A 23,240-nucleotide genomic window follows, 5' to 3' on the forward strand; every position below is an offset into this window, starting at 1 on the left:
CGGCGCGCAAATCCGCTTGGCGGGGACTGGGAGTGAATGGACGGTGTGGCAGAGTCCTGCTGTTCATTGCCGAGGGTGCCTCCATGCCCAGCCCGGTGCTGGATATTTCCCTGACTGCCGACGAAATCCCGGCAGTCTATCAAGGTCGAGCCAATCGCGTGCCATTGCGTAGCCGCGACGGCCGCAGGGTCAGCCTGCCGGCCCGCCACCTGCGTCCCCATCCGGGCCATTCCGGGGTGCGAGGCACCTTCGAACTGGCTGCTCAGCCCGCGTCGCCTCGCGTGACGAGGGCGGCGCAGCTATAATCGCCGGCCCATATCGCCGATCGATACCCGACCGACCATGTACAGACTGGCCCGCGAGCTGCTCTTTTCCCTGTCCCCGGAAACCTCCCACGAACTCTCCATCGACCTGATCGGAGCCGGCGGCCGCCTCGGCCTCAACCGCCTGTTGACCAAGGCACCGGCGAGCCTGCCGGTAAAGGTGATGGGGCTGGAGTTCCCCAACCCGGTGGGCCTGGCGGCCGGCCTGGACAAGAACGGCGACGCCATCGACGGCTTTGCCCAGCTCGGCTTCGGCTTCGTCGAAATCGGCACCGTGACCCCGCGCCCGCAGCCGGGCAACCCCAAGCCGCGCCTGTTCCGCCTGCCGGAGGCCGAAGCCATCATCAATCGCATGGGCTTCAACAACCAGGGCGTCGACCACCTGCTGGCGCGGGTTCGCGCGGCCAGGTTCGACGGCGTGCTGGGCATCAATATCGGCAAGAACTTCGACACGCCGGTCGAGCGTGCGGTGGACGACTACCTGATCTGCCTGGACAAGGTCTATGCCCATGCCAGCTACGTGACGGTGAACGTCAGCTCGCCCAATACCCCCGGCCTGCGCAGCCTGCAGTTCGGCGATTCGCTGAAGCAGCTGCTGGAAGCCCTGCGCGCTCGTCAGGAAAGCCTGGCCGCCCAGCACGGCAAGCATGTGCCGCTGGCGATCAAGATCGCCCCTGACATGAGCGACGAGGAAACCGCCATGGTGGCCAAGGCGCTGCTGGAGTCCGGCATGGACGGGGTGATCGCCACCAACACCACCCTTGGCCGCGAAGGCGTCGAGCACCTGCCCTTCGGTGACGAGGCGGGTGGTCTTTCCGGCGCACCGGTGCGCGACAAGAGCACTCACACGGTGAAGGTGCTGGCGGGGGAACTGGGTGGGCGCCTGCCGATCATCGCGGTCGGCGGCATCACCGAGGGCCGTCATGCGGCGGAGAAGATCGCCGCCGGCGCGAGCCTGGTGCAGATCTACTCGGGCTTCATCTATAAAGGACCGGCACTGATACGCGAGGCGGTGGATGCCATCGCCGGCCTGCCGAGATTCTGAGGGCAAATAAAAAGGGCTCCCTCTCAGGGAGCCCCTGGGCTCGCGCCCGCCGCCCGGATGGGGCGTGCTTGGTGAAGTCGGTGTGATCCTGTGTCAGCCGACGGCGTGGAGTTCGTTCAGACGATGAATACCGGCGGCGCCGGTGTAGCCATCCCAGTTGTCGCCACGGCCCTCGCGCCAACCGTTGATCCAGGCTTGCCGTGTGGTGGGATGGGTGAAAGGACAAAGATCGCGGGATTTGCCATTGATGCCGTGCTGATAGCCGCGCAAGAATGCTCGCTCCATCGGATCACGCTTAAGTCTTCTCATAGGGTGTAGCCCTCATTTGTTGACTGTTATGTCCATTGGCCCCAAGTCGGGGCCTGGCAGAAAATGTTCTGCCCTCGAAGTCCCGTTGCCGGCGTGACGGGCCTTCATCCATCGCCATTGCGGCGGCGGTTAAGCTGAGTTCTAACCAATGCCCCCAGGCATGTGAATGATCGTTTTGTCATAAGGACGTAACTTGTAGGTGGCAACGGCCATAAGCTGACGGAAACGATTTTTGCCAGTTTTCGGTCTAACCCCCGTGGTTTAAGGGCCGGCGAAAGTCATGATGTCGTAGTGCCATTTCGTTTTTTGCACGATTCAGTAACTTTTCCATTCCGACGAAGGGCCCGTTCCGCGACCTTACGTCACACATTCTGTTACCGCACAGCTCAGATTCTGTGCCGCTGATCGCCTTTGAAGGCCTGGATTTTCCCATGTCGGACCGCTACGAACTTTTCCTCACCTGCCCGAAGAGCCTCGAGGGCCTGCTGGCCGAAGAGGCCGTGCGCCTCGGCCTGGAGGACGTGCGCGAGCAGGTGGCCGCCGTGCGTGGCCAGGGCGACCTGGAAACCGCCTACCGCCTGTGCCTCTGGTCCCGTCTGGCCAACCGCGTGCTGCTGGTGCTCAAACGCTTCCCGGTGCACAACGCCGAGGATCTCTACCAGGGCGTGCTGGCGGTGGACTGGCATGACCACCTGCTGCCCAGCGGCAGCCTGGCGGTGGAGTTCAGCGGGCATGGCTCCGGCATCGACAACACCCATTTCGGCGCCCTCAAGGTCAAGGACGCGGTGGTGGACAAGCTGCGCGGCGCCGACGGCGTGCGCCCCTCCATCGACAAGGTCAACCCGGACCTGCGCATCCACCTGCGCCTGGAGAAGGGCGAGGCCATCCTCTCCCTCGACCTCGCCGGCCACAGCCTGCATCAGCGCGGTTACCGCCTGCAGCAGGGCGCCGCGCCGCTGAAGGAGAACCTGGCCGCCGCCATCCTGATCCGCGCCGGCTGGCCGCGCATCGCCGCCGAGGGCGGGGCGCTGGCGGACCCCATGTGCGGTGTCGGCACCTTCCTGGTGGAGGCGGCCATGATGGCCGCCGACATGGCGCCCAACCTCAAGCGCGAACGCTGGGGCTTCTCCAACTGGCTGGGCCATGTGCCGGCGCTGTGGAAGAAGCTCCACGAAGAAGCTCGTGCCCGCGCCGAAGCCGGCCTGGCTCGCCCGCCGCTGTGGATTCGCGGCTACGAGGCCGATCCGCGCCTGATCCAGCCCGGCCGCAACAACATCGAGCGCGCCGGCCTCGGCGACTGGGTGAAGATCTACCAGGGTGAACTGGCCACCTTCGAACCGCGCCCGGACCAGAACCAGAAAGGCCTGGTCATCAGCAACCCGCCCTATGGCGAGCGCCTGGGTGACGAAGCCAGCCTGCTCTATCTCTACCAGAACCTCGGCGAACGCCTGCGCCAGTCCTGCCTGGGCTGGGAGGCGGCGGTGTTCACCGGTGCGCCGGAACTGGGCAAGCGCATGGGCATCCGCAGCCACAAGCAGTATGCGTTCTGGAACGGCGCCCTGGCGTGCAAGCTGCTGCTGCTGAAGGTGCTGCCGGAGCAGTTCGTGACCGGCGAGCGGCGCGCCGAGCAGGGCGAGCGCTCCGCGCCGCGCAGCGAGCCGGCGCGACTGTCCGAAGGCGGCCAGATGTTCGCCAACCGCCTGCAGAAGAACCTCAAGCAACTCGGCAAGTGGGCGCGCAAGGATGGCATCCAGTGCTACCGCCTGTATGACGCCGACATGCCCGAGTACGCCCTGGCCGTCGACCTCTATGGCGACTGGGTGCACGTGCAGGAATACGCGCCGCCCCGTTCCATCGACCCGGAGAAGGCCCAGGCCCGCCTGCTGGATGCCCTGGCGGCGATTCCCCAGGCACTGGATGTGGACCCGGCGAAGGTGGTGGTCAAGCGCCGCGAGCGCCAGAGCGGCACGCGCCAGTACGAACGCCAGGGCAGCGAAGGCCGTTTCATGGAGGTCAGCGAAGGTGGCGTGAAACTGCTGGTGAACCTCACCGACTATCTGGACACCGGCCTGTTCCTCGACCACCGTCCGATGCGCTTGCGCATCCAGCGCGAGGCTGCCGGCAAGCGCTTCCTCAACCTCTTCTGCTACACCGCCACCGCCAGCGTGCATGCGGCCAAGGGCGGCGCCCGCAGCACCACCAGCGTCGACCTGTCGAAAACCTACCTGGACTGGGCACGGCGCAACCTGTCGCTGAACGGTTTTTCCGACAAGCACAGGTTGCAGCAGGGCGACGTCATGGCCTGGCTGGCCGAGGATCGCGGCGAGTACGACCTGATCTTCATCGACCCGCCGACCTTCTCCAACTCCAAGCGCATGGAAGGGGTGTTCGACGTGCAGCGCGACCACGTCCAGCTGCTGGACCTGGCCATGGCGCGCCTGGCGCCGGGCGGGGTGCTGTATTTCTCCAACAACTTCCGCAAGTTCCAGCTGGATGAAGGCCTGGCGGCCCGCTACGCGGTCTCCGAGATCAGCGCGCAATCCCTGGACCCGGACTTCGCCCGCAACACGAAGATCCACCGCGCCTGGCGCCTGACCACCCGCTGAGGCGTGGTCGGCGATCCGCCAAGCGGATTTCCACGCCGCGAAAGCCCCGCCCGCGGGGCTGCGCAGCCCTCCTTGCAGGCCCCGGGGACCTGGCGTCGGCAGCTCCGGCTGTCCGACGATTGCCGTGGGCGGTCGGTTGCCCGCCGCTGCTTCTAGGCGAAGTGCCACTATCTGACTATGTTGATGCTCACAGGGACGGTAATTCCAAACCCAGACTCGAGTAGTGAGCATGCGGTCGCTTGCGACGGAAAAACTGAACCTGTCGGCGTTCCTGTCCGGCCGCCCCCTGGTGTGGCTGGTCTGCCTATTGACCCTGTTCGGCGGCGCGGGGCTTACCCTCCTGCTCAGCGAAGCGGTGCGCAACGCCGAACAGACCCAGCTGCGTGAACGCTTCTACCTGGCCGCCAGCGAACGCATCAGCCGCATTCAGGAGCGGCTGGACCACCAGCTCGAGGAGCTGGACGCCGTCCAGCGCTTCTTCAGCAATTCCCATGAAGTCACCCTGGGCGAATTCCAGGGCTTCGTCGGCCCGCTGCTGGGCGACACCCTGGTTTACTCCTGGGTGCCGCGCATCGCGGGGAGCGAGCGGGAGAAATTCGAATCCCGTGCCCGCGCCGAGGGCATGGCCGGTTTCGCCATCCGTGACCTGAAGGGCGACAGCCTGGTGCCCAGCCCGCCACGGGACGAGTACTTCCCCGTCTATTACAGCGTGACCTCGCGGATAGACGAGGTCCCCCTGGGCATGGACATGAACTCCAATCCGGCGCGACGCGCGGCCATCGCCAAGGCGCGGCGGACCTTCGGTGTCACTGTCACCGAGCGGGTGCGGGTGATAGGTGTGGCCGAGCGCGAGGCCAGCGGGGTGGTGATAGTCGCCCCTGTCTATGACGGCAACCGGCCAGGCGATGCCGGCCTGCGCGGCTTCGTGGTCTCGGTGCTCAGCCTGCACCTGGAGATGGAGGCGGCCATCGCGCCGCGCAACCTGGCCAGCCTGGTGATGCGGGTCAGCGATGTCAGCGAGGATGGTCGGGAGCAACTGATCTACCAGAGCGCCGAGGCACCCGAGAGCGAGCTGCGGCAGCGCCGCGTGGTGCCCTTCGCCGACCGCCGGTACCTGCTGGAAATCCTGCCGAGTGCAGCCTTCCTCGCCGAACCGGCGCTGTCCACGGCCGATCTGGTGGCCTTCAGCGGTCTGGCTTTCTCCCTGCTGCTGGCGGGCTACCTGCTGCTGCTGATCAATCAGCGGCAGCACGCGCTGGCACTGGTGGCCGAGCGTACGGTGGCATTGCGCGAGCGCGAAATCGAACTGCAGCTCAGCGAGGAGCGCTGGAGCTTCGCCCTGGATGGTGCCGGGCATGGCGTCTGGGACTGGGAGCCGCAGTCCGGGCGGATATTCCTCTCTCGTGGCTGGAAAACCATGCTCGGCTACACGGAGGACGAGGTGGCCGACAGCCTGGAGGCCCGCGCCCGCCTCATCCATCCCCAGGATATGCCGCTGGCCCGCGCGGAACTCGAACGCCACCTGCGCGGTGCCAGCGCCGCCTACCAGAGCCAGCATCGCATGCTGCACAAGGATGGCCGCTGGATCTGGGTGCTGGACCGCGGCAAGGTGGTGGAGCGGGGGCCTGACGGCGCGCCCATGCGGATGATCGGCACGCAGACCGACATCAGTTCCAGCAAGGCGGTGGAGTTGCAGCTGGCCATGGCCCACGGCCAGTTGCGCAGCCTGCTCAACGCGGCGACCCAGGTAGCCATAGTCGGCATGGACCTGCGGGGGGCCATCCTCCAGTTCAATGTCGGCGCCGAGCGCATGTTCGGCTACCGCGCGCTGGAGATGATCGGCCGCCACCCGGTGGTGCTGCACCTGGAGAGCGAGGTGCAGGAGCGCTGCCGGGAACTCGGGCGGAACCTGGGCAGGCTGGTGCCGGATTTCCAGGCCTATGTCGAGGAAGTCACGGCCGGTGACCGCTTCGATGAGCGCGAGTGGACCTTCCAGCGCCGCGACGGCAGCCAGTTGATCGGCAGCCTGATCCTCACCGGCGTGCGCGACGAGCGCGACGTGCTGGTGGGCTACCTGGGCGTGGCCATCGACATCACCGAGCGCAAGCACGTGCAGCAGGCCCTGGAGGAACGCGACCGGCTGCTGGAGAAGCTCAGCGCCCGGGTCCCCGGAGTCCTGTACCAGTGCCGCATGGAGCCGGGCGAGCGTTTCAGCTTTCCCTACACCAGTGCCGGCATAGTCGAGGTCTTCGAGGTGGCGCCGGAGGCGGTGCGGGACGATGCCACCGGGCTGCTGGAGCGTGTCCATCCGGATGACCTGGAGCGGGTGCAGGGCTCCATCCGCCGTTCCGCCGAACTGCTCGCTCCCTGGCGCGAGGACTTTCGCGTGCTCCTGCCGCGCCAGGGGCTGCGCTGGCTGCGCGGCGAATCGGTGCCCGAGCGGGGTGAGGACGGCACCGTCCTCTGGCACGGCTACATCACCGATATCACCGGCCTGAAGCTGGTGGAGCAGGAGCTGCGCGCGCTATCGATCACCGATGCCCTCACGGGTGTCTACAACCGGCGCTACTTCCAGGAACGCCTGGAGCTGGAGATCGCCCGCGCCGAGCGTCGCGAGGGGCCGCTGGCGCTGGTGATGCTGGATGTGGACCATTTCAAGCAGATCAACGACTGCCACGGCCACGATGCCGGCGACCGGGTGCTCAAGACCCTCTGCGCGCGGGTCGGCGAACGCCTGCGGCGCATCGATGTGCTGTGCCGGCTGGGGGGCGAGGAGTTCGTGGTGCTTTGCCCTGACACCAACGTCGAGCAGGCCGAGTCGGTGGCGCAGGCGCTCTGGCAGGCGCTGTCGCGGGAGAATGTGGCAGGGGTCGGTCAGGTCACCGCCAGCTTCGGCTGCGCCGCGTGGCGCGAAGGGGAGAGTGCCGATGACCTGTTGCGGCGGGTGGACGCCGCGGTCTACGCGGCCAAGCAGGCGGGACGCAACCAGATCCGCATCGCCGACTGAAAGGGCGGCCGCCCGCAGGGGCGACCGCCTTCGGTTCACTGGGCGCCGGCGACGTTCTTCGGCTGGCGATAGAGATCCACCAGTACCTGGTCGAGGATGGCCGAGGCGCCCCAGGGGCGCGGGTCGTTGAGGATGGCGACCACCGCCCAGGTGTTGCCGTTGCTGTCGCGGCTGAAGCCGGCGATGGCGCGGACCGTGTTCAGGGTGCCGGTCTTGATGTGGGCCTCGCCCTCCAGCGCCGTGCGGCGCAGGCGCTTGCGCATGGTGCCGTCCATCGCCACCAGCGGCATGGAGGCGATGAACTCGGCGGCATAAGGGCTCTGCCAGGCGGCCTGGAGGATGGTAGCCATTTCCCGCGCGCTGACCCGCTCGTTGCGCGACAGGCCGGAACCGTTCTCCATCACCAGGTGGGGTGCGGTGATGCCCTTCTTCGCCAGCCAATCGCGGATCACCCGCTGCGCGGCCTTGGCGTCGTCGCCATCGGCAGCGGTGCGGTAACGCGCGCCGATGCTGAGGAACAACTGCTGGGCCATGGTGTTGTTGCTGTACTTGTTGATGTCCCGGATGATCTCCACCAGGTCCGGGGAGAAGGACCGCGCCAGCAGCTTGGCATCCTTGGGTACATCGCCCTGGCGATCCTTGCCGTCGATGCTGCCACCCAGTTCCTTCCAGAAGGCGCGCACGGCGCCGGCGGCGTAGCCCGGATGGTCGAGCAGGGACATGTAGGTCTGGGCGCTGCAGCCTTCCGGCAGCTTGCCGCTGGCGATCAGCGTGGTGCCGTCGAACTGGGTCACCGGGTTGTAGCGCACATCCGGCCAGGACGGGCACTTGGCGGCCTTGGTCGCCTTCACCTTGTTGTCGATGCGAATGCTCTCGAGCGGCGGTTCCATGGCCAGGCTGACCTGGCCGCCTTCGGCGCGGGCGATCAGGCGCACGGCCTTGAGGTTGATCAGCAGCGAGTCCGGACCGACCAGGAAGGGCTTGTTGTCGTCGCCGCCGTCGTCATTGAAGGTGGGGAGTTGCGGATGCACGAAATAGTTGCGGTCCAGCACCAGGTCGCCGGTGACCTGGCGCACACCATTGGCACGCAGGTCACGCATCATCAGCCAGAGCTTTTCCATGTTCAGCTTGGGGTCGCCGCCGCCCTTGAGGTAGAGGTTGCCGTTGAGCACGCCGTTCTTCAGGGTGCCGTCGGTGTAGAACTCGGTCCTCCACTGGTAGGTGGGGCCGAGCAGTTCCAGCGCGGCATAGGTGGTGATCAGCTTCATGGTGGACGCCGGGTTCACCGAGAGATCGGCGTTGACCAGGGTCTGGGCGCCGGGGCCGGTGAGCGGCAGGGTCACCAGGGACAGCGAGGTCGGCGCGATCTTGTTGGCGGTCAGGGCCTTCTGCACCTTGGCAGGCAGGCTGGTGTTGACCTGTGCGGCCTGCAGCGGCAGGGCACAGGGCAGGATCAGGGCGGCGAGCGCGAACGTACGGATGGACTTGAACATCAAGACTTGCCCTCCTGGCGAGGGCGGGTGACGAAGACGGATGACATGGCAGGTGTTCCCACGAGGTTTCGGGAAATCGGCGCATTATGCCGCAACCCTGCCTGAACTGCGCGAATCTGGAGCTCATTTCGTCCGTCCATGGGCGCGCGACGCCTCTCGGGCGGGCAAGTTGCGGCGGAAGCTGCTAGAGTGCCGCCCGTCAAATCTCCCGAGGAACTGCCCTATGGCCACCAACCGCTCCCGCCGCCTGCGCAAGAAGCTTTGCGTCGATGAATTCCAGGAACTGGGTTTCGAACTCGTCTTCAACTACAAGGAAGGACTGGCTCCGGAAGCGGCTTCGGCGTTTTTCGAGCGTTTCGTCACTGAAGCGATCGAGGGCAACGGCCTGGGCTTCATCGGTGCCCAGGACTATGGTTTCGTCTGCCTCGGCAAGCGCGGCTCGGTAAGCGCGGAACAGCGCGCCCAGGTCGAAGCCTGGCTGCAGAAGGGCCACGCCGAGCTGGCCGGCTCCACCGTCAGCCCGCTGCTCGATGTGTGGTACCCGGAGAACCCCGTCAACGCGTGACAGGGGCGGCTGAAGAGCCGATAGAAGAGCTGAAGAGCCGATAGAAGCGCTGAAGGCTGGAGGCTGGACGAAGAAAGGCTTGACTTGGCACCGCGCCGAGCGAACCCTGTCCAGCCTCCAGCCTCCAGCCTCCAGCCTCCAGCCTCCAGCCTCCAGCCTCCAGCCTCCAGCCTCCAGCCTCCAGCCTCCAGCCTCCAGCCTCCAGCCTCCAGCTTCCAGCTTCCAGCTTCCAGCTTCCAGCCTCTCAGCCGACCAACCCCGCCTTTGCCAGCACCGCCGCTTCGTCCACCGGATCGATCTGCTCCGGCTTCATGAATCGTCGCGCGTAATCCAGGTAGACCCCGGAGCGGATGAAGAGGCCGAACAGGTCCGGGTCGATGTGGGCGCCGCGGCACATGCCGCTCATGATGCCGAGGGCCTCGGAGAGGTTCTTGCCTTTCTTGTAGGGACGGTCCACCGCGGTCAGGGCCTCGAAGATGTCGGCGATCGCCATCATCCGGGCCGGCAGGCTCATCTGTTCTCGGGTCAGGCGTTTCGGGTAGCCGGTGCCATCCATCTTCTCGTGGTGCCCGCCGGCGATTTCCGCCACGTTCGCCAGGTGCGCCGGGAAGGGCAGGTGATTGAGCATCAGGATGGTCTGCACTATGTGGTGGTTGATGACATAGCGCTCTTCGTCCGTCAGGGTGCCGCGGCTCACGGAGAGGTTGTACAGCTCGCCGCGGTTGAACTTGTACTCCGGCACCTTGAGCTTGAAACCCCAGGGATTGTCCGGGGCGATCAGTTCGCTGGCCGGGCGTTCGACGATATGCTCGGGGCGGTCGGCCAGCAGCTTCTCCTCGACCGGCAGCGGCTGGGGAGCTGTGCGGTCCAGACGCCGGGCCTCTTCCCAGGAAACCCCCAGGCGGTTGTCCAGGGTACGGGTCCAGGTGCGCGCGGCGATGCCCTTGAGGCGCTCCTGGTCTTCCCCGGCCATGGCTTCGCCGCCCAGGTTGCAGCGGGCGATGAAGGCGAAGTCATCATCCAGTGCCGCCAGCTCCTGGTCCCGCAGGTGCGCCTGTTCGCCTTCGTCCGCGCCCTGGGCGAGGGCCCGCCAATAGCCCACCCAGGCGTCGCGCTTGAGTATTTCGAAGCGCGTGCGAATCTCGTGGATGCGGTCGTACAGGGTTTCCAGCTTGGTGGCCTTGTCCACCACGTACTCCGGCGTGGTGACCTTGCCGCAGTCATGGAGCCAGGCGGCGATATGCAGGGCTTCCCACTCTTCGTCGGTGGGCTTGAACCCGCGGAACGGCGGTTCCTCGCTCGCGGCGGCGGCCCTGGCCAGCATGAGGGTGATCTCCGGTACGCGCTGGCAGTGGCCGCCGGTGTAGGGACTCTTGGCGTCGATCGCACCGGCCATCAGCTGGATGAAGGCATCCAGCAGTTGCTTCTGCTTCTCCAGCAGCCGCTGGCTTTCGATGCAGAGCGCGGCGACGCCGGAAATCGCTTCGACGAAGGCGATGCGCTCCGGGCGCAGGATGGCCGGCCTGGCTTCCCTGCCGATGTCACTATGGAGCAGGACCAGCACGCCGATGGTGCTGCCCTGGCGGTTGTGCAGTCCGGTACTCACCAGGTGCACCCGCGGGCTTTCCAGGGTCTTCAGCAGGTCGCGGTAGGCGCCGGCCTGATCGTAGCCGAAGGAGCAGACCTGGCTGGGGCCGCCGTGGGCCGGCAGGTCCAGCCAGTGCGGCATGGCCGGGCTCTCCAGGCCGAAGCCCCGGATACCGTGGGCCTCGAGGTCCTGCTGCTGGTCGTTGAGGAACAGGCCGTGGGGCTCCAGGCGGCCCTTCTGGGTGTCGATCAGGTAGAGGAGGCCGCCAGAGGCCTCGCCGATGTCTATGGTTTCGTCGAGGACGCGGCGCAGCAGGTTGTCGAACCGGGTTTCCGCCGAGAGGCTGGAGGCGATCTCGAGGAAGCTGGAAATGGTTTCCTTCATCCCCGCCATGGCCACCGCCAGCTGGTCCACTTCCAGCACGGGCGAGCGGCCCATGGCCGGCAGGCTGAAATTGAAGCTGCGGATCGCCTCGGCCTGGGTGACCAGCGCCTTGAGCGGTTTGACCACGATGCGCGAGAGCAGGAAACCGATCGGGATGCAGAGCATCAGGATCGCCAGGGTCAGAATCGCGCCTTGCCAGCGGATACGGTAGGCGTCGTCCAGCAGCTCATCCTCGGGCGCCAGGATGGCGAGTTGCAGGCCCTGGGGCCCGCCTTCCTCCAGGTGCCGGCGGGCAAGCACCCAGCGGCGATCCTCGATCTGCAGGCTGGTGCGCAGGTCGCCTTCACCCGCGAGGCCCGCCAGTGCCGCCAGCGCCGGGCTGAATTCCTTCACTTCGCCCAGTTCAGGGGCGCCATTGATCCGCTTGATCAGTTTGCCGGTATCGGGGTACGCCACGGCGCGGCCGTCCGGCTGGTAGAGCACCACCTCGGTGGACGGCGTGACCCGGTGATCGGCCAGGGTGGCGGAAAGGTCGTCCAGGGTCAGGTCCGCCCCCATCACCGCGTCGCTGCCGCTGGGCCTGGCCAGGGTGGTGCCGACCGCGCCGCTGGAGAAGAACACATAGGGGGCGGTGGTGATGGAGCCGTCCTGCTCCAGGGCGCGGTAGTACCAGGGCCGGCCGCGCGGGTCATAGCGTTCCTTGAGCTCCTGGCGGCGGACTATCTCGTTGAGCGCGGCATCGAAGAAGAAGGTGAACGAGCGAGCCCGGGACAGGTTGTCACGCTCGATGCTCCAGACCTGGTATGCGGCGCCGGGCGGCGCGTTGAAGGCCTGCTTCAGCCGCTCGTTGCGCAGGGGGCGGACCATGAAGAAGTCGCCGTCGTCGTAGCCCAGGTAGAGGGCGGCCAGCTTGGGATTGTCCTGCAGGGCTCGGGTCAGGGGGCGCAACAGCAGGTCCAGGCGATCAAAGCTGTCCTGGCGCTGGTCGGCGCCGCCCAGGGCCAGCAGGTTCAACAGATGGTGGATGGGCTGGTAGGTATGGCGCAGGTCGGTTTCGACTTCCTGGCTGATGCGGCCGAAGAGCTCGTCGCTGCTGGAGAGGATGATCTGGCTGGTCTGGCGGTAGTTGAAGAGGCCCAGGACCACGCCGGTGAGAAGCAGAAGCAGCGTGAAGAGCGCACTGATATGGACATGCAGCGGAAAGCGACGCTCAGCGAACTTTTGCGGCATTGCGGGAGCTCCTTGGCCCCGGTCCCTGGGGGGCTAAAGGAGCATAGATGAGCGCGGTTGGCTTCGTCGTGCAAATCGCCATGGAGGCGAGGGCGGGTTCGGCAGGCCGGCGCTCGTCACGGCTTTCACCAGGCCGGCGTAGTGGCGCGGATCTGGCAGTGCCTTCTTCCTGAACCGAGTGATCCTCCGCGTCGAAACTGACCATTTGCCGTAGGAGATAGCCTAAGGTGCGGTAAGCCGCGTCTTGAAGTGGAGAAGCGGTCCTTCCTGGGCTCGACAGGGGGGCGGGCATCTCTATCTTGGCAGCGTTCAATCGCGCCAAGGAGAGTTGCCGTGAGCAAGCTGGTAAATCTGGATGATTTTATCGAGCCGGGAAACGAGTCCGCCTACAAGGTGATGATCGTCGACGATCATCCGGTGATTCGCCTGGCCGTGCGCCTGCTGCTGGATCGCGAAGGCTATTCGATCGTGGCGGAAACCGATAACGGTGTGGACGCCATCGCCCTGGCGCGGGAGCACGAGCCGGACCTGGTGATTCTCGATATCGGCATTCCCAAGCTCGGTGGTCTGGATGTCATCGCCCGCCTGCAAGCGTTGGACGTGCCGCTGCGAGTGCTGGTGCTGACCGGGCAGAACCCCAACCACTACGCCACGCGCTGCATGCAGGGCGGCGCGGCGGGTTTCGTCTGCAAGGAAGGTGACCTTGCCGAAGTCACTGCGGCGGTACGGGCGGTGCTTTCGGGCTACAGCTACTTCCCCAGCGATGTGATCAAGTCCGGCAAGCGCCAGGTTGGCCTGCCGGACGAGGTGGAGATGATCGACCGCCTTTCCGATCGCGAGCTGGTGGTGCTCAAGTTTCTCGCCAACGGCTACAGCAACATGGAAATTGCCGAGGAGATGTTCATCAGCAACAAGACGGTGAGCACCTACAAGACCCGCCTGATGCTCAAGCTCAACGTCCGCTCGCTGATCGAGCTGGTGGAGTTCGCCAATCGCAATGCCCTGGTGTGACGCCGGCCATGCGCTTGCCCGCCCTGCTGGCAGGCTCCCTCCTGGGCAGCCTGCTGCTGTCACCGCACTGCCCGGCAAGCGAAGTCGTGCCGCTGCAACTGCTTGGGCGCTCCGAGGCGCGGGACCTGCGGGTGCCGCTGGAGGAGCAGGACAGGCTCTGGCTGCGGCACAAGCGCGCATTGCGCATAGGTACCAGCGAACCGGACTTCCCGCCCTTCGATATCACCGCCAGTGGCCAGGAATACGAAGGGATCACGGCCGACTACCTGAGGTTGATCGCCCACGCCCTGGAAATCGATGCCGAAGTCCTGCGCTATCCCGACCGGGAAGCCGCGCGTGATGCCCTGCGCGCCGGTGAGGTCGACCTGCTGGGCAGCAGCCTCGAGGTCGATGCCGCCAGCCCGGGCCTGATCCAGACCCGGCCCTATGTCCAGCACCAGCCGGTGATGGTGATGCGCATCGATGATCCTCGTGCCGCTGGCGGGGACCTCGCGGGCCTGCGCCTGGCCGTTTCCGAGGAAGGACCGGATCCGGCCCAGATCCGCCAGCTCTATCCAGGCGCCCGGCCCAGCCTGCACAACTCGGTGCGCGGCGCATTGCAGTCGGTTGCCTTCGACCAGAGCGACCTGTTCATCGGGGACGCCATCACCGCCAATTACCTGATCAGCCAGGGCTACCTGACCAACCTGCGGATGACCAACTTCGCCGGTTTCGACGGCGTGGGATTCAGCTTTTCCCTGGCGGCGGACAACCAGCGGCTGCGGCGCATCCTCGATCTCGCCATAGGGGCCATACCCGAAACCGAGAGGGCAGGGATCCTGCGCCGCTGGGGTGGCGGCTCGGGGATGTTCCTCGAGGACGCCCGGCTGCACCTGACCGAGCGGGAACGGCGCTGGCTGAGGCGGCACGGGCCGGCCCGGCTGGTGGTGGACGGCTCCTTCGAACCGCTGACCTTCTTCAACGCGCAGAAGCGTTTTCGCGGCATAACGCCTGACTTGCTGGAGCTCATCCGGCAGAAGACCGGGCTGGAGTTCGAGGTCCAGGACGCCGTCAGCGTCAAGGGCATGCTCGACCGGTTGCGCATTGGCCAGGCCGATATGGCGGCAACCCTGGTCTCGACCCCGGAACGGAACGAGTTCCTCCACTTCACCCGACCCTACTTCAGCAGCAGCAACGTGCTGGTGGTGCGCCTGTCGGAACAAGGCCTCCAAGGCCTGGACCAGTTCGATGGCAAGCTCCTGGCCATTCCCGGCGGCCATGCCATGCGCGGCTACATCGAACAGCGCTACCCAGGAGTGCGCCTGCTGGAAGTCGGCAGCGGTATCCAGGCGCTTTCCAGCGTCGCCGAAGGCAAGGCCGATGGCGCATTGCACGAGATGGCGTCGGCAAGTTTCCTGATCAATCGCTATTACCCCGGCAGGTTGCGCATCGCCGATACCGTCGGGCGGGACCCGGCACGCTATGCCTTCTCGGTCGTGCACGGCGAGCCCGAGCTGTTGAGCATCCTCGACAAGGCACTGCTGTCCATCTCGCCGGACGAGCTGGGCAACATAGTCAATCGCTGGTACACCAATGCCGAAGTGGCCGAAAGCACCTGGGTCGAGTACGAGGCGCGGCTGTACGAGGTGGGCTTCGCCTTGCTCCTGCTGGCGGTGCTGTTCGCCGGCTGGGCCCTCTACCTGCGCCGCCAGGTGAAGCGGCGCGAGCGCCAGGAGCGCTGGCTCAACGACCAGCTGGAATTCAAGCACTCGCTGATCGACGGCATTCCCTTCCCGCTGTCCGTACGTGACCTGGAGGGGCGTACCATCACCTGCAACCTGAGTTTCGAAGATGCCTTGGGCCTTGAGCGGGAGGTGCTGCTGGGCAAGCGCCTGACGGAAGTGCCGGGCCTGCGGGCGGAGGCCCTGGAAGCGCTGGAGTCGCTCAACCTGCGTGCGTTGCAGGAGGGCCAGGCGCAGTTCAGCGACCAGCAACTGCACCTGTGCGAAGAGACCCTGGAGGTGTCCTGCTGGGCCATCCCTTATCGCAATGCCCAGCAGCGCATCCTCGGCCTGATCTGCGGCTGGGTGGACATCACCGAACGCAATCGCCTGATGGCCGAGCTGCGCCAGGCCAAGGACCAGGCCGAGTCGGCCAATGTGGCGAAAAGCCGCTTTCTCGCCACCATGAGCCACGAGATCCGCACGCCATTGAACGCCATCATCGGCATGCTCGAGCTGGCGCTGAAACGCGAGAAGCCGGACCGCGAGGCGATCACGGTGGCCCAGGACTCGGCCAATTCATTGCTCGCGCTGATCGGCGATATCCTCGACATCGCCAAGATCGAATCCGGGCGCATGGTCCTCGAACCCCGACAGTCTTCGCCCAGGGCGCTGACGGAGGCGGTGGTCCGGGTATTCGAGGGGCTGGCGCGACAGAAAGGCCTGGAGCTGCTCCTGCACCTGGACCTCGGATCCCGGGACGACGTGATGGTCGACCCGTCCTGCTTCAAGCAGATCCTTTCCAATCTCATCAGCAATGCCATCAAGTTCACCGACCGGGGCAGGGTCTGCGTGAGCCTGTGCAGTTCTTCCGTCGACGACGAGCGGATGCATCTGCGGCTGGTGGTGGAGGACAGCGGAATCGGTATCGCGAAAGAGGACCAGAAGCGGCTCTTCCAGTCCTTCACCCAATTTGCCGGCAGCATGAGCGTCGAGCGTGGCGGCACGGGTCTGGGGCTGAGCATCTGTCGCCGGCTGGTGGGCCTGATGGGCGGCCGGCTCGAGTTGCACAGCGAGCTCGGTGCCGGTACGCGGGTAAAGGTGGACCTGTGGCTGCCTCGACGTGAACCCCTGCCGCCGGCTACTGAAGTGTCCGTCCCCCTGGAGCCGGCTGCGGGCGTCTACCGCGTGCTGGTGGCGGACGATCATCCGGTCAACCGCATGGTGCTGGTGCAGCAGCTGGAATTCCTCGGGCACCGGGCGGTGCAGGCCGAGAACGGCGAAGTCGCCCTGCGCGCCTGGGAGGAAGCGGAGTTCGACCTGGTCATCACGGACTGCAACATGCCGGTGATGAACGGCTTCCAGCTCGCCCGCTGCATCCGTGAACGCGAACGCCGGCTCGGTACGGCCCCCAGCAGGGTCGTCGGGCTGACCGCCAACGCGCAGCCGGAGGAGTTGGCACGCTGCCGGGAGGCGGGCATGGATGATTGCCTGTTCAAGCCCATCGGCCTGGAAGGGCTGCAGCGCTACCTGCAAGGCCTCGCCAGTGTCGACTCCGGGGTGGATGCGGCGCGCGGGAGCGATGTGCCGATCCGCCTCGACCCCGACCTGCTGGACCGCAGCATCGGCGGCTCCTCCGGGGCGGGGCGCCTGCTGTTGGCGGAGATGCGCCGGGCCAGTCAGGCCGACGCCGTGGAACTGGACGACTTGCTGCAGGCCGAGGCCTGGGAGGAGGTGGAGCGGCTGGTGCACAGGATCAAGGGGGCCGTGGCGCTGTTCGAAGCGCAGCCCCTGCTCGGCCAGTGCATGGCATTTGCCGAGGCCTATGCCGGCGGTGTCCGGGAGGCAGAGCTGCGGCGGCTGGCGGAAGCGATCCGTCGCAGCCTGGACAGCCTGCTGGAGGCCTTGGCGCAGCATCTGGAGGAGTGAGGCCCGGGCTTCTCGATTTGTCTGGATGAAGCGACGGAGCTGACCTGGTAGGGTGCGCCACGCGCACCAAGGGTTGAGCGCGGCGCAGGGGCTGAGCACGCATCGGTGCGCATGGCGCACCCTACGATGGGGCAGAGGCGAGTCCAGGTTCTACGAACGTGGATGCTTATTCACCCTGACGCGCTTCCTCCATCCGTGGCGCCGTACTCCCCCAGCGCAGGCGGGCGCGGTGGGCGAGGTAGGCCACCAGCAGCCCCAGCGCCGCGCCCATCAGGCTGTTGTAGAGACGCACCTCGGGCAGCTGCCAGTCGAGGGAGAGGCTTTCGGCCAGCAGCACGAAGCATAAGGTGGTCTGCACCACGAACGGGCCATAGTGCTGGGCGATGAAGGCGCGGCTGACGACGAGCAGCGGCAAGATGCAGGCCACCAGCAGCGCCGGGCTCTGCAACCAGCTCCCCATCCCGATCAGGATCAGCGCGCCGACCAGGCTGCCCAGGCAACGCTGGACGGCGCGTTCGAGGCTGCTGTCGAGGTCCATCTGGATGGTGGCCAGTACCGTCAGCGTCAGCCAGTAGCCCCTGGGCAGGCCGGACAGATTGACCGCCAGGCCGGCCAGGGCGCCGGCCGCACAACAGGCCGTCGCATGGATCAGCCAGAGACGCTGGGACATGCGCCGCACCAGGCGCCGCGCCACATCCGCCAGGTTGCCGGGCCCCGGCATCAGCGGCCACAGCCGCAGGCCCTGGGAGGCCCGCAGGGCGAAAGCCAGCAGCATCACCCAGAGTCCGCCAATGGCGAACAGGGCGCCCACCGCCAGGCCGTTGTTCAGGCTACCCAGCCCCGCCTGGCCCTGGCCAAGGCAGAGGCAGGCGGCGAGGCACGCCCCCAACTTGCCGATTTCGCTGCCAAAGCGTTGCAGCACGGCCAGCAGCAGGCCGATCAGGGCGAAGCTGGCCAGGCTCAGCAGCGGATGGCTGGCTGCCCAGAAACCCAGCCCGGCGCAGAGCGCGCCCAACCCGGTGAGCAGGACCATGCGCAGCATGCCGAGGTGGTGCAGGGGGTTGGCCAGGGCGGCCTGGAAGGCGCCGGTGGCGGCCCAGAGGAATCCGCTGTGGCCGGTGAACAGGCCCAGGATCAGCGGCAGGCCGCAGCCCAGGCCTGCCACCAGGGCGGGGCCCCAGTCGGGCGGGCCGGCGTGCCAGCGCAGGCTGCGTCGGAAAAGGTCTCCCATCGACTCGGCTCCTGGGGCCCGGTTCAGGTCGGGCTGGATCGTCCCGTCATTTCGCGGGCCATTTCGGTAGCGTAGCTGTCGGTCATGCCGGCGATGAAGTCGATCACCCGTACGAATGAGCGGTACAGCGGCCAGTCCGGGCTGGGCGCATTGTTGCCCAGCAGGTCGAGGATGCGCCGGTGCTTGAACGACGGGGTGCGCCCGCCGTGCTGTTCCAGGGCCGCACCACAGAAGGCGTTGAGCAGGACTTCCAGGGTGGTGTAGGCGCCGATCTCATGGAGTGTCTTGCGCTTGTCCTGGAAGATCTTCTCGCGGGCGATGGCCTTGGCCTTGAGCACGCAGCGCTTGGCCGGCCCATGCATGTGTTCCACCAGGTCGCCCGGCAGGGTGCCGGCCAGCAGGGCGGACTGCTGCTCGACGAAGGCCCGGGCGGCGGCGTTGGTCAGGTGTTCGATGGCCTTGCCGCGCAGGATCGCCAGCTTGCGCCGGCGGGAGTCCTTCGGACCCAGCTGGCGATAGGTTTCCGGCAGGTCGTCGCCCACCAGGCCGAGCAGCAGGGCTTCGACTTCCGCATAGTCCAGCAGCTCCATTTCCAGGCCGTCTTCCAGGTCGATCAGGCCGTAGCAGATGTCGTCCGCCGCTTCCATCAGATAGACCAGCGGATGGCGCGCCCAGCGCTGCTCGTCGAGCCGCGGCAGCTCCAGCTTGGCGGCGATCTGTTCCAGCAGCTGCAGCTCGCTCTGATAGCAGCCGAACTTGTGCTTCTTGTAGCCCAGGGCCTCGGCATGGCGCGAGGTCCAGGGGTACTTCAGGTAGGTGCCGAGGGTGGCGTAGGTCAGGCGCATGCCGCCGTCGAACTGGTGATATTCCAGTTGAGTCAGCACCCGCAGGCCTTGGGCGTTGCCTTCGAAATTGAGGAAGTCCTCGCGCTCAGCGTCGCTCATGGCATCCAGCCAGCCCCGCGCGGCCGCCTGCTGGAACCAGTAGCGGATGGCGTCTTCCCCCGAGTGGCCAAAGGGCGGATTGCCGATGTCGTGAGCCAGGCAGGCGGATTGCACGATCACGCCCAGGTCCGAGGGTTCGCACCAGTCCGGCAGCGCTTCGCGCAAGGTCTCGCCCACGCGCATGCCCAGCGAGCGGCCGACGCAGCTCACTTCCAGGGAGTGGGTGAGGCGCGTGTGGATGTGGTCGTTGCTGGATACCGGGTGCACCTGGGTCTTGCGCCCGAGGCGGCGGAAGGCGCCGGAAAAGATGATGCGGTCGTGATCCTTGTGGAAGGGGCTGCGGCCCAGCTCGTCGGTGCTGTGCACCGGTTTGCCAAGGCGTTCGCGGGTGAGCAGGGTCTGCCAGTCCAAGGCCTGTCCTCGCCGTTCAGTGACCGAAGGCACTACTCTAACCCAAGCCTTGGCCGGTGGCTCAGTCCTTCGCCAGGCAGGCGGCGTCCACGTCGATGTCTGGTGCGGCGGGCCGCCACCCGTAGCAAGAATGTGGCCGGTTGCCTTGCCCGCGAAGCGCGGCTAGCCGGGCCCTGCGCCCGGTGGCCGCTTCAGAAGCGCCTGCAGCAAGGGGTAGAGCACGCTGCCCAGGCGCAGGCCGCGCTTCAGGCTGCCCTTGCGCGCGGCGAAGAACCCCAGGGCCGCTATCGCCGCCATGCCCCAGAGCGGTGCGTGGGGGATGTCCAGCTGGCGCGAGAACTCCCGTGCCTGGCGCAGGGGCTGGGTCAGCAGCAGCGACTCGTGGCGCAGTTCCTGGCGTTGCATCTCCAGCCGCAGGCGCACCAGCGCCTTGTGCATGTTGCGGCGGCTGGCCCTGCGTGGCAGTTCCGGCAGGCTCATGGCAAGAGGCGCTCACGGTCACGGGCCAGTTCTTCCAGGGTGGCGCTGAAGGGGGATTCATCATCATCCACTGCCGCCCGCAGGCGGATGCCGCAGTAGAGGCTGGCGAGCAGGTAGAAGACGCAGAGGCCGCCGAGGGCCTCGAACCGCCAGTTGTCCCAGAGCAGCATCAGCACCAGGCCGGACAGCCCGATCAGCAGGAGCAGGGCGAAAATCAGGGTAAGGCCGCCGAAGATCAGCAGGTAGAGGCTGTTGGCCTTCTGTTCCTGCAGCTCGATGCCGAACAGTTCCACGTGGCTGTGGAGCAAGCCCAGCAGCGAGGCGCCGAGGCGCTTGGGCGAGGCGGCGCGTCCCGAGGCCCGGGAGGAGGGGGCTTCGTCACTCATGGTCAGCGCCGGGCGGCCAGCAGGCCGAGCAGGAAACCGATGCCGGCAGCCAGGCCAACACTCTGCCAGGGGTGTTCCTGGACGTAGTCCTCGGTGGCCTGGACCGCGGCCTGGCCGCGATCACGCAGGTTCTGCTCGGTGTCACGCAGGGTCTCGCGAGCGCGCTTGAGACTTTCGTGGATCTGCAGGCGCAACTCGTCGGCCTGGTCGCCCGCCAGACTGGCGGTGTCCTGCAGCAGCTTCTCGGTATCGCTGACCAGGGTCTGGAAGTCGGCCAGCAGGTCGTCCTGTGCGTGGGTGGCGGTCTTACGGGGCATGACGATTCTCCTTGTAGGACTCAATGCCTAAGAGTAGGTGCCTTCTTCCAAGGTTCACTGGGATTTTCCCTGGCGTCGCTGGTATAGCGCTTGCATCGGGGTGGTGCGCGGTTGTGGCGGGTTGCGCCGCATCGGGGCGTCCCGGATGGGCTTCCCGGTTCGGCAAAGTCGCTTCAAACCTATGAAAAACAAAGAAAAAGGCTTTTCGAGACAGGTCTTGCGCCTGCCGGCATGCACCAAAACGGGGTTTCGATCCGGCCCTTGGTGGTGCGCTCAGGCTTCAGGATGGTGCGTGCCGGACCCGCCTTGAACTGCTTTGGTGCTTTTTCCTCGCTGCCGGAGCTCCCTTCGCCAATGGAAAACCTCAATAGCGCCGTGGAAACCCTGATCCACGGCTCCAACACCCTGTTCATCCTGATGGGCGCCGTAATGGTGCTGGCCATGCACGCGGGCTTCGCCTTCCTCGAAGTCGGTACGGTGCGGCAGAAGAACCAGGTCAACGCCCTGTCGAAGATCCTCTCCGATTTCGCAGTCTCGACCCTGGCTTATTTCTTCATCGGCTACTGGATCGCCTACGGCGTGACCTTCCTCGAACCGGCCAGTGCCCTGGCCGCCGACCATGGCTACGCCCTGGTGAAGTTCTTCTTCCTGCTGACCTTCGCCGCGGCCATTCCGGCCATCATCTCCGGCGGTATCGCCGAGCGCGCCAGGTTCTGCCCGCAACTCTGCGCCACGTTGCTGATCGTCGCCTTCGTCTATCCCTTCTTCGAGGGGATCATCTGGAACGGCAACTTCGGCGTGCAGGACTGGTTGAAGAACAGCTTCGGTGCCAGCTTCCATGACTTCGCCGGCTCCGTGGTGGTGCACGCGGTGGGCGGTTGGCTGGCTTTCGGCGCGGTCGTATTGCTGGGGCATCGCGACGGGCGCTATCGCGATGGCCGCCTGGTGGCCTTCGCGCCGTCGAACATCCCTTTCCTGGCGCTGGGCTCCTGGATCCTGATCGTCGGCTGGTTCGGCTTCAACGTGATGAGCGCCCAGACCCTGCAAGGCGTCAGCGGCCTGGTGGCGGTGAACTCGCTGATGGCCATGGTCGGTGGCACCGTCGCCGCACTGCTGGTGGGGCGCAATGACCCCGGCTTCCTGCACAACGGCCCGCTTGCCGGTCTGGTGGCGGTGTGCGCCGGTTCCGACCTGATGCACCCGGTGGGGGCCCTGGCCACCGGCGCGTTGGCCGGCGGCCTGTTCGTCTGGGCCTTCACCGCTACCCAGGTGAAGTGGAAGATCGACGACGTGCTCGGCGTCTGGCCGCTGCACGGCCTTTGCGGGGTCTGGGGCGGCATCGCCTGCGGCATCTTCGGTCAGGAGGCCCTTGGCGGCCTGGGCGGCGTCAGCTTGGTCAGCCAGCTGATCGGCACCGGCCTGGGCATTCTGGTGGCGCTGGTTGGCGGCTTCGTGGTCTACGGCCTGCTGAAGTCGACCCTGGGCATTCGCCTGAGCCAGGAGGAGGAGTACTACGGCGCCGACCTTTCGGTGCACAAGATCGGTGCCACCTCGCAGGACTGAACGGCCGAATTCGCGAATGAATTCGCTCCCACAGGTTGGCGCAACAGCCTTGTAGGGGGATAGCGCTTTTCTATCCACCATTCGTGGTTCGGCTGAACGTCGATGGTGGACCGGTGAAGCGTGGTCCACCCTACGATGGTCCGTGCCAGAACGAGGAAGCCCGCCGGATGGCGGGCCTCTTCGTCGGGAAACGCTTACCAGAGCGGCATCACGTAGCTGAGGATCAGGCGGTTCTCGTCGATATCGCTGGCGAAGTTGGAGCGCACCGTGGCGTTGCGCCACTTGACGCCGAAATTCTTCAGCGGCCCTTCCTGGAACACATAGGCGATGTCCATGTTGCGTTCCCATTCCTTGCCTTCTTCGCGATTGGCGCCCAGGTCGATGTTGTCGCCGGACAGGTAGCGGGTCATGAAGGTCAGGCCGGGAATGCCGAGGCTGGCGAAGTTGTAGTCGTAGCGGGCCTGCCAGGACTTCTCGTCCTTGTTGGCGAAGTCGCCGATCTGCACGTAGTTGACCAGGAAGGGGTCGGTGCCGTTGATGTAGGCGAAGCCGGTGTCGCCGCTCATGCTCTGGTAGCCGAGGCCGAAGGCGTGGCCGCCCAAGGCGTAGGTGAGCATGGCGCCGAAGGCCTTGTTGTCGACGTTGCTGGTGCCTTCGTCGGTGGAGCGGGCGAAGCGCAGGTCGCTCTTGAAGGACTGCTTGTCGCCCAGCGGCAGCA

17 protein-coding genes are annotated in these 23,240 nt (G+C 66.3%); 8 read left to right on the forward strand and 9 right to left on the reverse strand.

Annotated elements, in window-relative coordinates; genetic code table 11:
• Window positions 1-83 precede the first annotated feature (83 nt).
• Complete coding sequence (locus ACFPU0_RS24335; RefSeq protein ID WP_377695853.1) at window positions 84-305, forward strand: DUF2835 family protein; 222 nt, start codon at window positions 84-86, stop codon at window positions 303-305.
• A 37-nt stretch (window positions 306-342) separates the two neighbouring features.
• Window positions 343-1,368 (forward strand): quinone-dependent dihydroorotate dehydrogenase, encoded by a 1,026-nt coding sequence (locus ACFPU0_RS24340; RefSeq protein ID WP_377695854.1) that lies wholly within the window; start codon window positions 343-345, stop codon window positions 1,366-1,368.
• A gap of 93 nt (window positions 1,369-1,461) precedes the next feature.
• Here ACFPU0_RS24340 and rmf read toward each other — a convergent pair whose 3' ends face one another.
• Complete coding sequence (rmf, locus tag ACFPU0_RS24345) at window positions 1,462-1,677, reverse strand: ribosome modulation factor (protein WP_151132935.1); 216 nt, start codon at window positions 1,675-1,677, stop codon at window positions 1,462-1,464.
• A 431-nt stretch (window positions 1,678-2,108) separates the two neighbouring features.
• Here rmf and rlmKL point away from each other — a divergent pair, with 431 nt between their 5' ends.
• On the forward strand, window positions 2,109-4,283 hold the full coding sequence (gene rlmKL / locus ACFPU0_RS24350) for a bifunctional 23S rRNA (guanine(2069)-N(7))-methyltransferase RlmK/23S rRNA (guanine(2445)-N(2))-methyltransferase RlmL (protein ID WP_377695855.1): 2,175 nt from the start codon (window positions 2,109-2,111) through the stop codon (window positions 4,281-4,283).
• A gap of 229 nt (window positions 4,284-4,512) precedes the next feature.
• The gene (locus ACFPU0_RS24355) at window positions 4,513-7,290 is read left to right on the forward strand and encodes a diguanylate cyclase (protein ID WP_377695856.1); all 2,778 of its coding nucleotides are present in this window, start codon (window positions 4,513-4,515) and stop codon (window positions 7,288-7,290) included.
• 35 nt (window positions 7,291-7,325) lie between these two features.
• Here ACFPU0_RS24355 and dacB read toward each other — a convergent pair whose 3' ends face one another.
• Window positions 7,326-8,783 (reverse strand): D-alanyl-D-alanine carboxypeptidase/D-alanyl-D-alanine-endopeptidase, encoded by a 1,458-nt coding sequence (dacB, locus tag ACFPU0_RS24360; protein WP_377695857.1) that lies wholly within the window; start codon window positions 8,781-8,783, stop codon window positions 7,326-7,328.
• A gap of 223 nt (window positions 8,784-9,006) precedes the next feature.
• On the opposite strand from dacB, the gene ACFPU0_RS24365 reads away from it, so the two are divergent.
• Window positions 9,007-9,348: a YggL family protein gene (locus tag ACFPU0_RS24365; protein WP_377695858.1), complete on the forward strand. Its 342-nt coding sequence runs from the start codon at window positions 9,007-9,009 to the stop codon at window positions 9,346-9,348.
• Between the two features lie 244 nt (window positions 9,349-9,592).
• On the opposite strand, the gene ACFPU0_RS24370 is transcribed toward ACFPU0_RS24365, so the two are convergent.
• Entirely contained in the window at window positions 9,593-12,550 is a 2,958-nt protein-coding gene (locus ACFPU0_RS24370) for an HD domain-containing phosphohydrolase (RefSeq protein ID WP_377695859.1), read from the reverse strand.
• Window positions 12,551-12,946: 396 nt separating this feature from the next.
• Between ACFPU0_RS24370 and ACFPU0_RS24375 the strand changes: the two genes are divergently transcribed.
• Window positions 12,947-13,561, forward strand: a complete 615-nt coding sequence (locus ACFPU0_RS24375) for a response regulator (protein ID WP_377695935.1) — start codon at window positions 12,947-12,949, stop codon at window positions 13,559-13,561.
• An 8-nt stretch (window positions 13,562-13,569) separates the two neighbouring features.
• On the forward strand, window positions 13,570-17,190 hold the full coding sequence (locus ACFPU0_RS24380; protein WP_377695860.1) for a transporter substrate-binding domain-containing protein: 3,621 nt from the start codon (window positions 13,570-13,572) through the stop codon (window positions 17,188-17,190).
• A gap of 166 nt (window positions 17,191-17,356) precedes the next feature.
• On the opposite strand, the gene ACFPU0_RS24385 is transcribed toward ACFPU0_RS24380, so the two are convergent.
• From ACFPU0_RS24385 to ACFPU0_RS24405, 5 genes are all read right to left on the reverse strand, one after another.
• Window positions 17,357-18,421: an FUSC family protein gene (locus tag ACFPU0_RS24385; protein WP_377695861.1), complete on the reverse strand. Its 1,065-nt coding sequence runs from the start codon at window positions 18,419-18,421 to the stop codon at window positions 17,357-17,359.
• 23 nt (window positions 18,422-18,444) lie between these two features.
• Window positions 18,445-19,776, reverse strand: a complete 1,332-nt coding sequence (locus tag ACFPU0_RS24390) for a deoxyguanosinetriphosphate triphosphohydrolase (protein ID WP_377695862.1) — start codon at window positions 19,774-19,776, stop codon at window positions 18,445-18,447.
• 162 nt (window positions 19,777-19,938) lie between these two features.
• Window positions 19,939-20,256 carry a hypothetical protein gene (locus ACFPU0_RS24395; RefSeq protein ID WP_377695863.1) on the reverse strand — a complete coding sequence of 106 codons (318 nt, stop codon included), beginning with the start codon at window positions 20,254-20,256 and terminating at the stop codon, window positions 19,939-19,941.
• Entirely contained in the window at window positions 20,253-20,642 is a 390-nt protein-coding gene (locus ACFPU0_RS24400; RefSeq protein ID WP_377695864.1) for a phage holin family protein, read from the reverse strand. Before ACFPU0_RS24400 ends, ACFPU0_RS24395 begins: the two co-directional genes overlap by 4 nt.
• A gap of 2 nt (window positions 20,643-20,644) precedes the next feature.
• Window positions 20,645-20,959 (reverse strand): DUF883 family protein, encoded by a 315-nt coding sequence (locus tag ACFPU0_RS24405; protein WP_377695865.1) that lies wholly within the window; start codon window positions 20,957-20,959, stop codon window positions 20,645-20,647.
• 354 nt (window positions 20,960-21,313) lie between these two features.
• Between ACFPU0_RS24405 and ACFPU0_RS24410 the strand changes: the two genes are divergently transcribed.
• The gene (locus ACFPU0_RS24410) at window positions 21,314-22,522 is read left to right on the forward strand and encodes an ammonium transporter (RefSeq protein ID WP_377695866.1); all 1,209 of its coding nucleotides are present in this window, start codon (window positions 21,314-21,316) and stop codon (window positions 22,520-22,522) included.
• Between the two features lie 194 nt (window positions 22,523-22,716).
• Here ACFPU0_RS24410 and ACFPU0_RS24415 read toward each other — a convergent pair.
• The coding region (locus ACFPU0_RS24415; protein ID WP_377695867.1) for an OprD family outer membrane porin at window positions 22,717-23,240 on the reverse strand (524 nt) is incomplete at its 5' end.

This window comes from Pseudomonas sp. GCM10022186, from assembly GCF_042656385.1.
In the GTDB taxonomy this organism is placed as follows: domain Bacteria; phylum Pseudomonadota; class Gammaproteobacteria; order Pseudomonadales; family Pseudomonadaceae; genus Metapseudomonas.

Bases quoted from the DNA above. Each gene is read 5' to 3' on its own strand.
- ACFPU0_RS24335 (WP_377695853.1), top strand. From the start codon at position 84: ATGCCCAGCCCGGTGCTGGATATTTCCCTGACTGCCGACGAAATCCCG.
- ACFPU0_RS24340 (WP_377695854.1), top strand. From the start codon at position 343: ATGTACAGACTGGCCCGCGAGCTGCTCTTTTCCCTGTCCCCGGAAACC.
- rmf (WP_151132935.1), bottom strand. From the start codon at position 1,677: ATGAGAAGACTTAAGCGTGATCCGATGGAGCGAGCATTCTTGCGCGGC.
- rlmKL (WP_377695855.1), top strand. From the start codon at position 2,109: ATGTCGGACCGCTACGAACTTTTCCTCACCTGCCCGAAGAGCCTCGAG.
- ACFPU0_RS24355 (WP_377695856.1), top strand. From the start codon at position 4,513: ATGCGGTCGCTTGCGACGGAAAAACTGAACCTGTCGGCGTTCCTGTCC.
- dacB (WP_377695857.1), bottom strand. From the start codon at position 8,783: ATGTTCAAGTCCATCCGTACGTTCGCGCTCGCCGCCCTGATCCTGCCC.
- ACFPU0_RS24365 (WP_377695858.1), top strand. From the start codon at position 9,007: ATGGCCACCAACCGCTCCCGCCGCCTGCGCAAGAAGCTTTGCGTCGAT.
- ACFPU0_RS24370 (WP_377695859.1), bottom strand. From the start codon at position 12,550: ATGCCGCAAAAGTTCGCTGAGCGTCGCTTTCCGCTGCATGTCCATATC.
- ACFPU0_RS24375 (WP_377695935.1), top strand. From the start codon at position 12,947: ATGATCGTCGACGATCATCCGGTGATTCGCCTGGCCGTGCGCCTGCTG.
- ACFPU0_RS24380 (WP_377695860.1), top strand. From the start codon at position 13,570: ATGCGCTTGCCCGCCCTGCTGGCAGGCTCCCTCCTGGGCAGCCTGCTG.
- ACFPU0_RS24385 (WP_377695861.1), bottom strand. From the start codon at position 18,421: ATGGGAGACCTTTTCCGACGCAGCCTGCGCTGGCACGCCGGCCCGCCC.
- ACFPU0_RS24395 (WP_377695863.1), bottom strand. From the start codon at position 20,256: ATGAGCCTGCCGGAACTGCCACGCAGGGCCAGCCGCCGCAACATGCAC.
- ACFPU0_RS24400 (WP_377695864.1), bottom strand. From the start codon at position 20,642: ATGAGTGACGAAGCCCCCTCCTCCCGGGCCTCGGGACGCGCCGCCTCG.
- ACFPU0_RS24405 (WP_377695865.1), bottom strand. From the start codon at position 20,959: ATGCCCCGTAAGACCGCCACCCACGCACAGGACGACCTGCTGGCCGAC.
- ACFPU0_RS24410 (WP_377695866.1), top strand. From the start codon at position 21,314: ATGGAAAACCTCAATAGCGCCGTGGAAACCCTGATCCACGGCTCCAAC.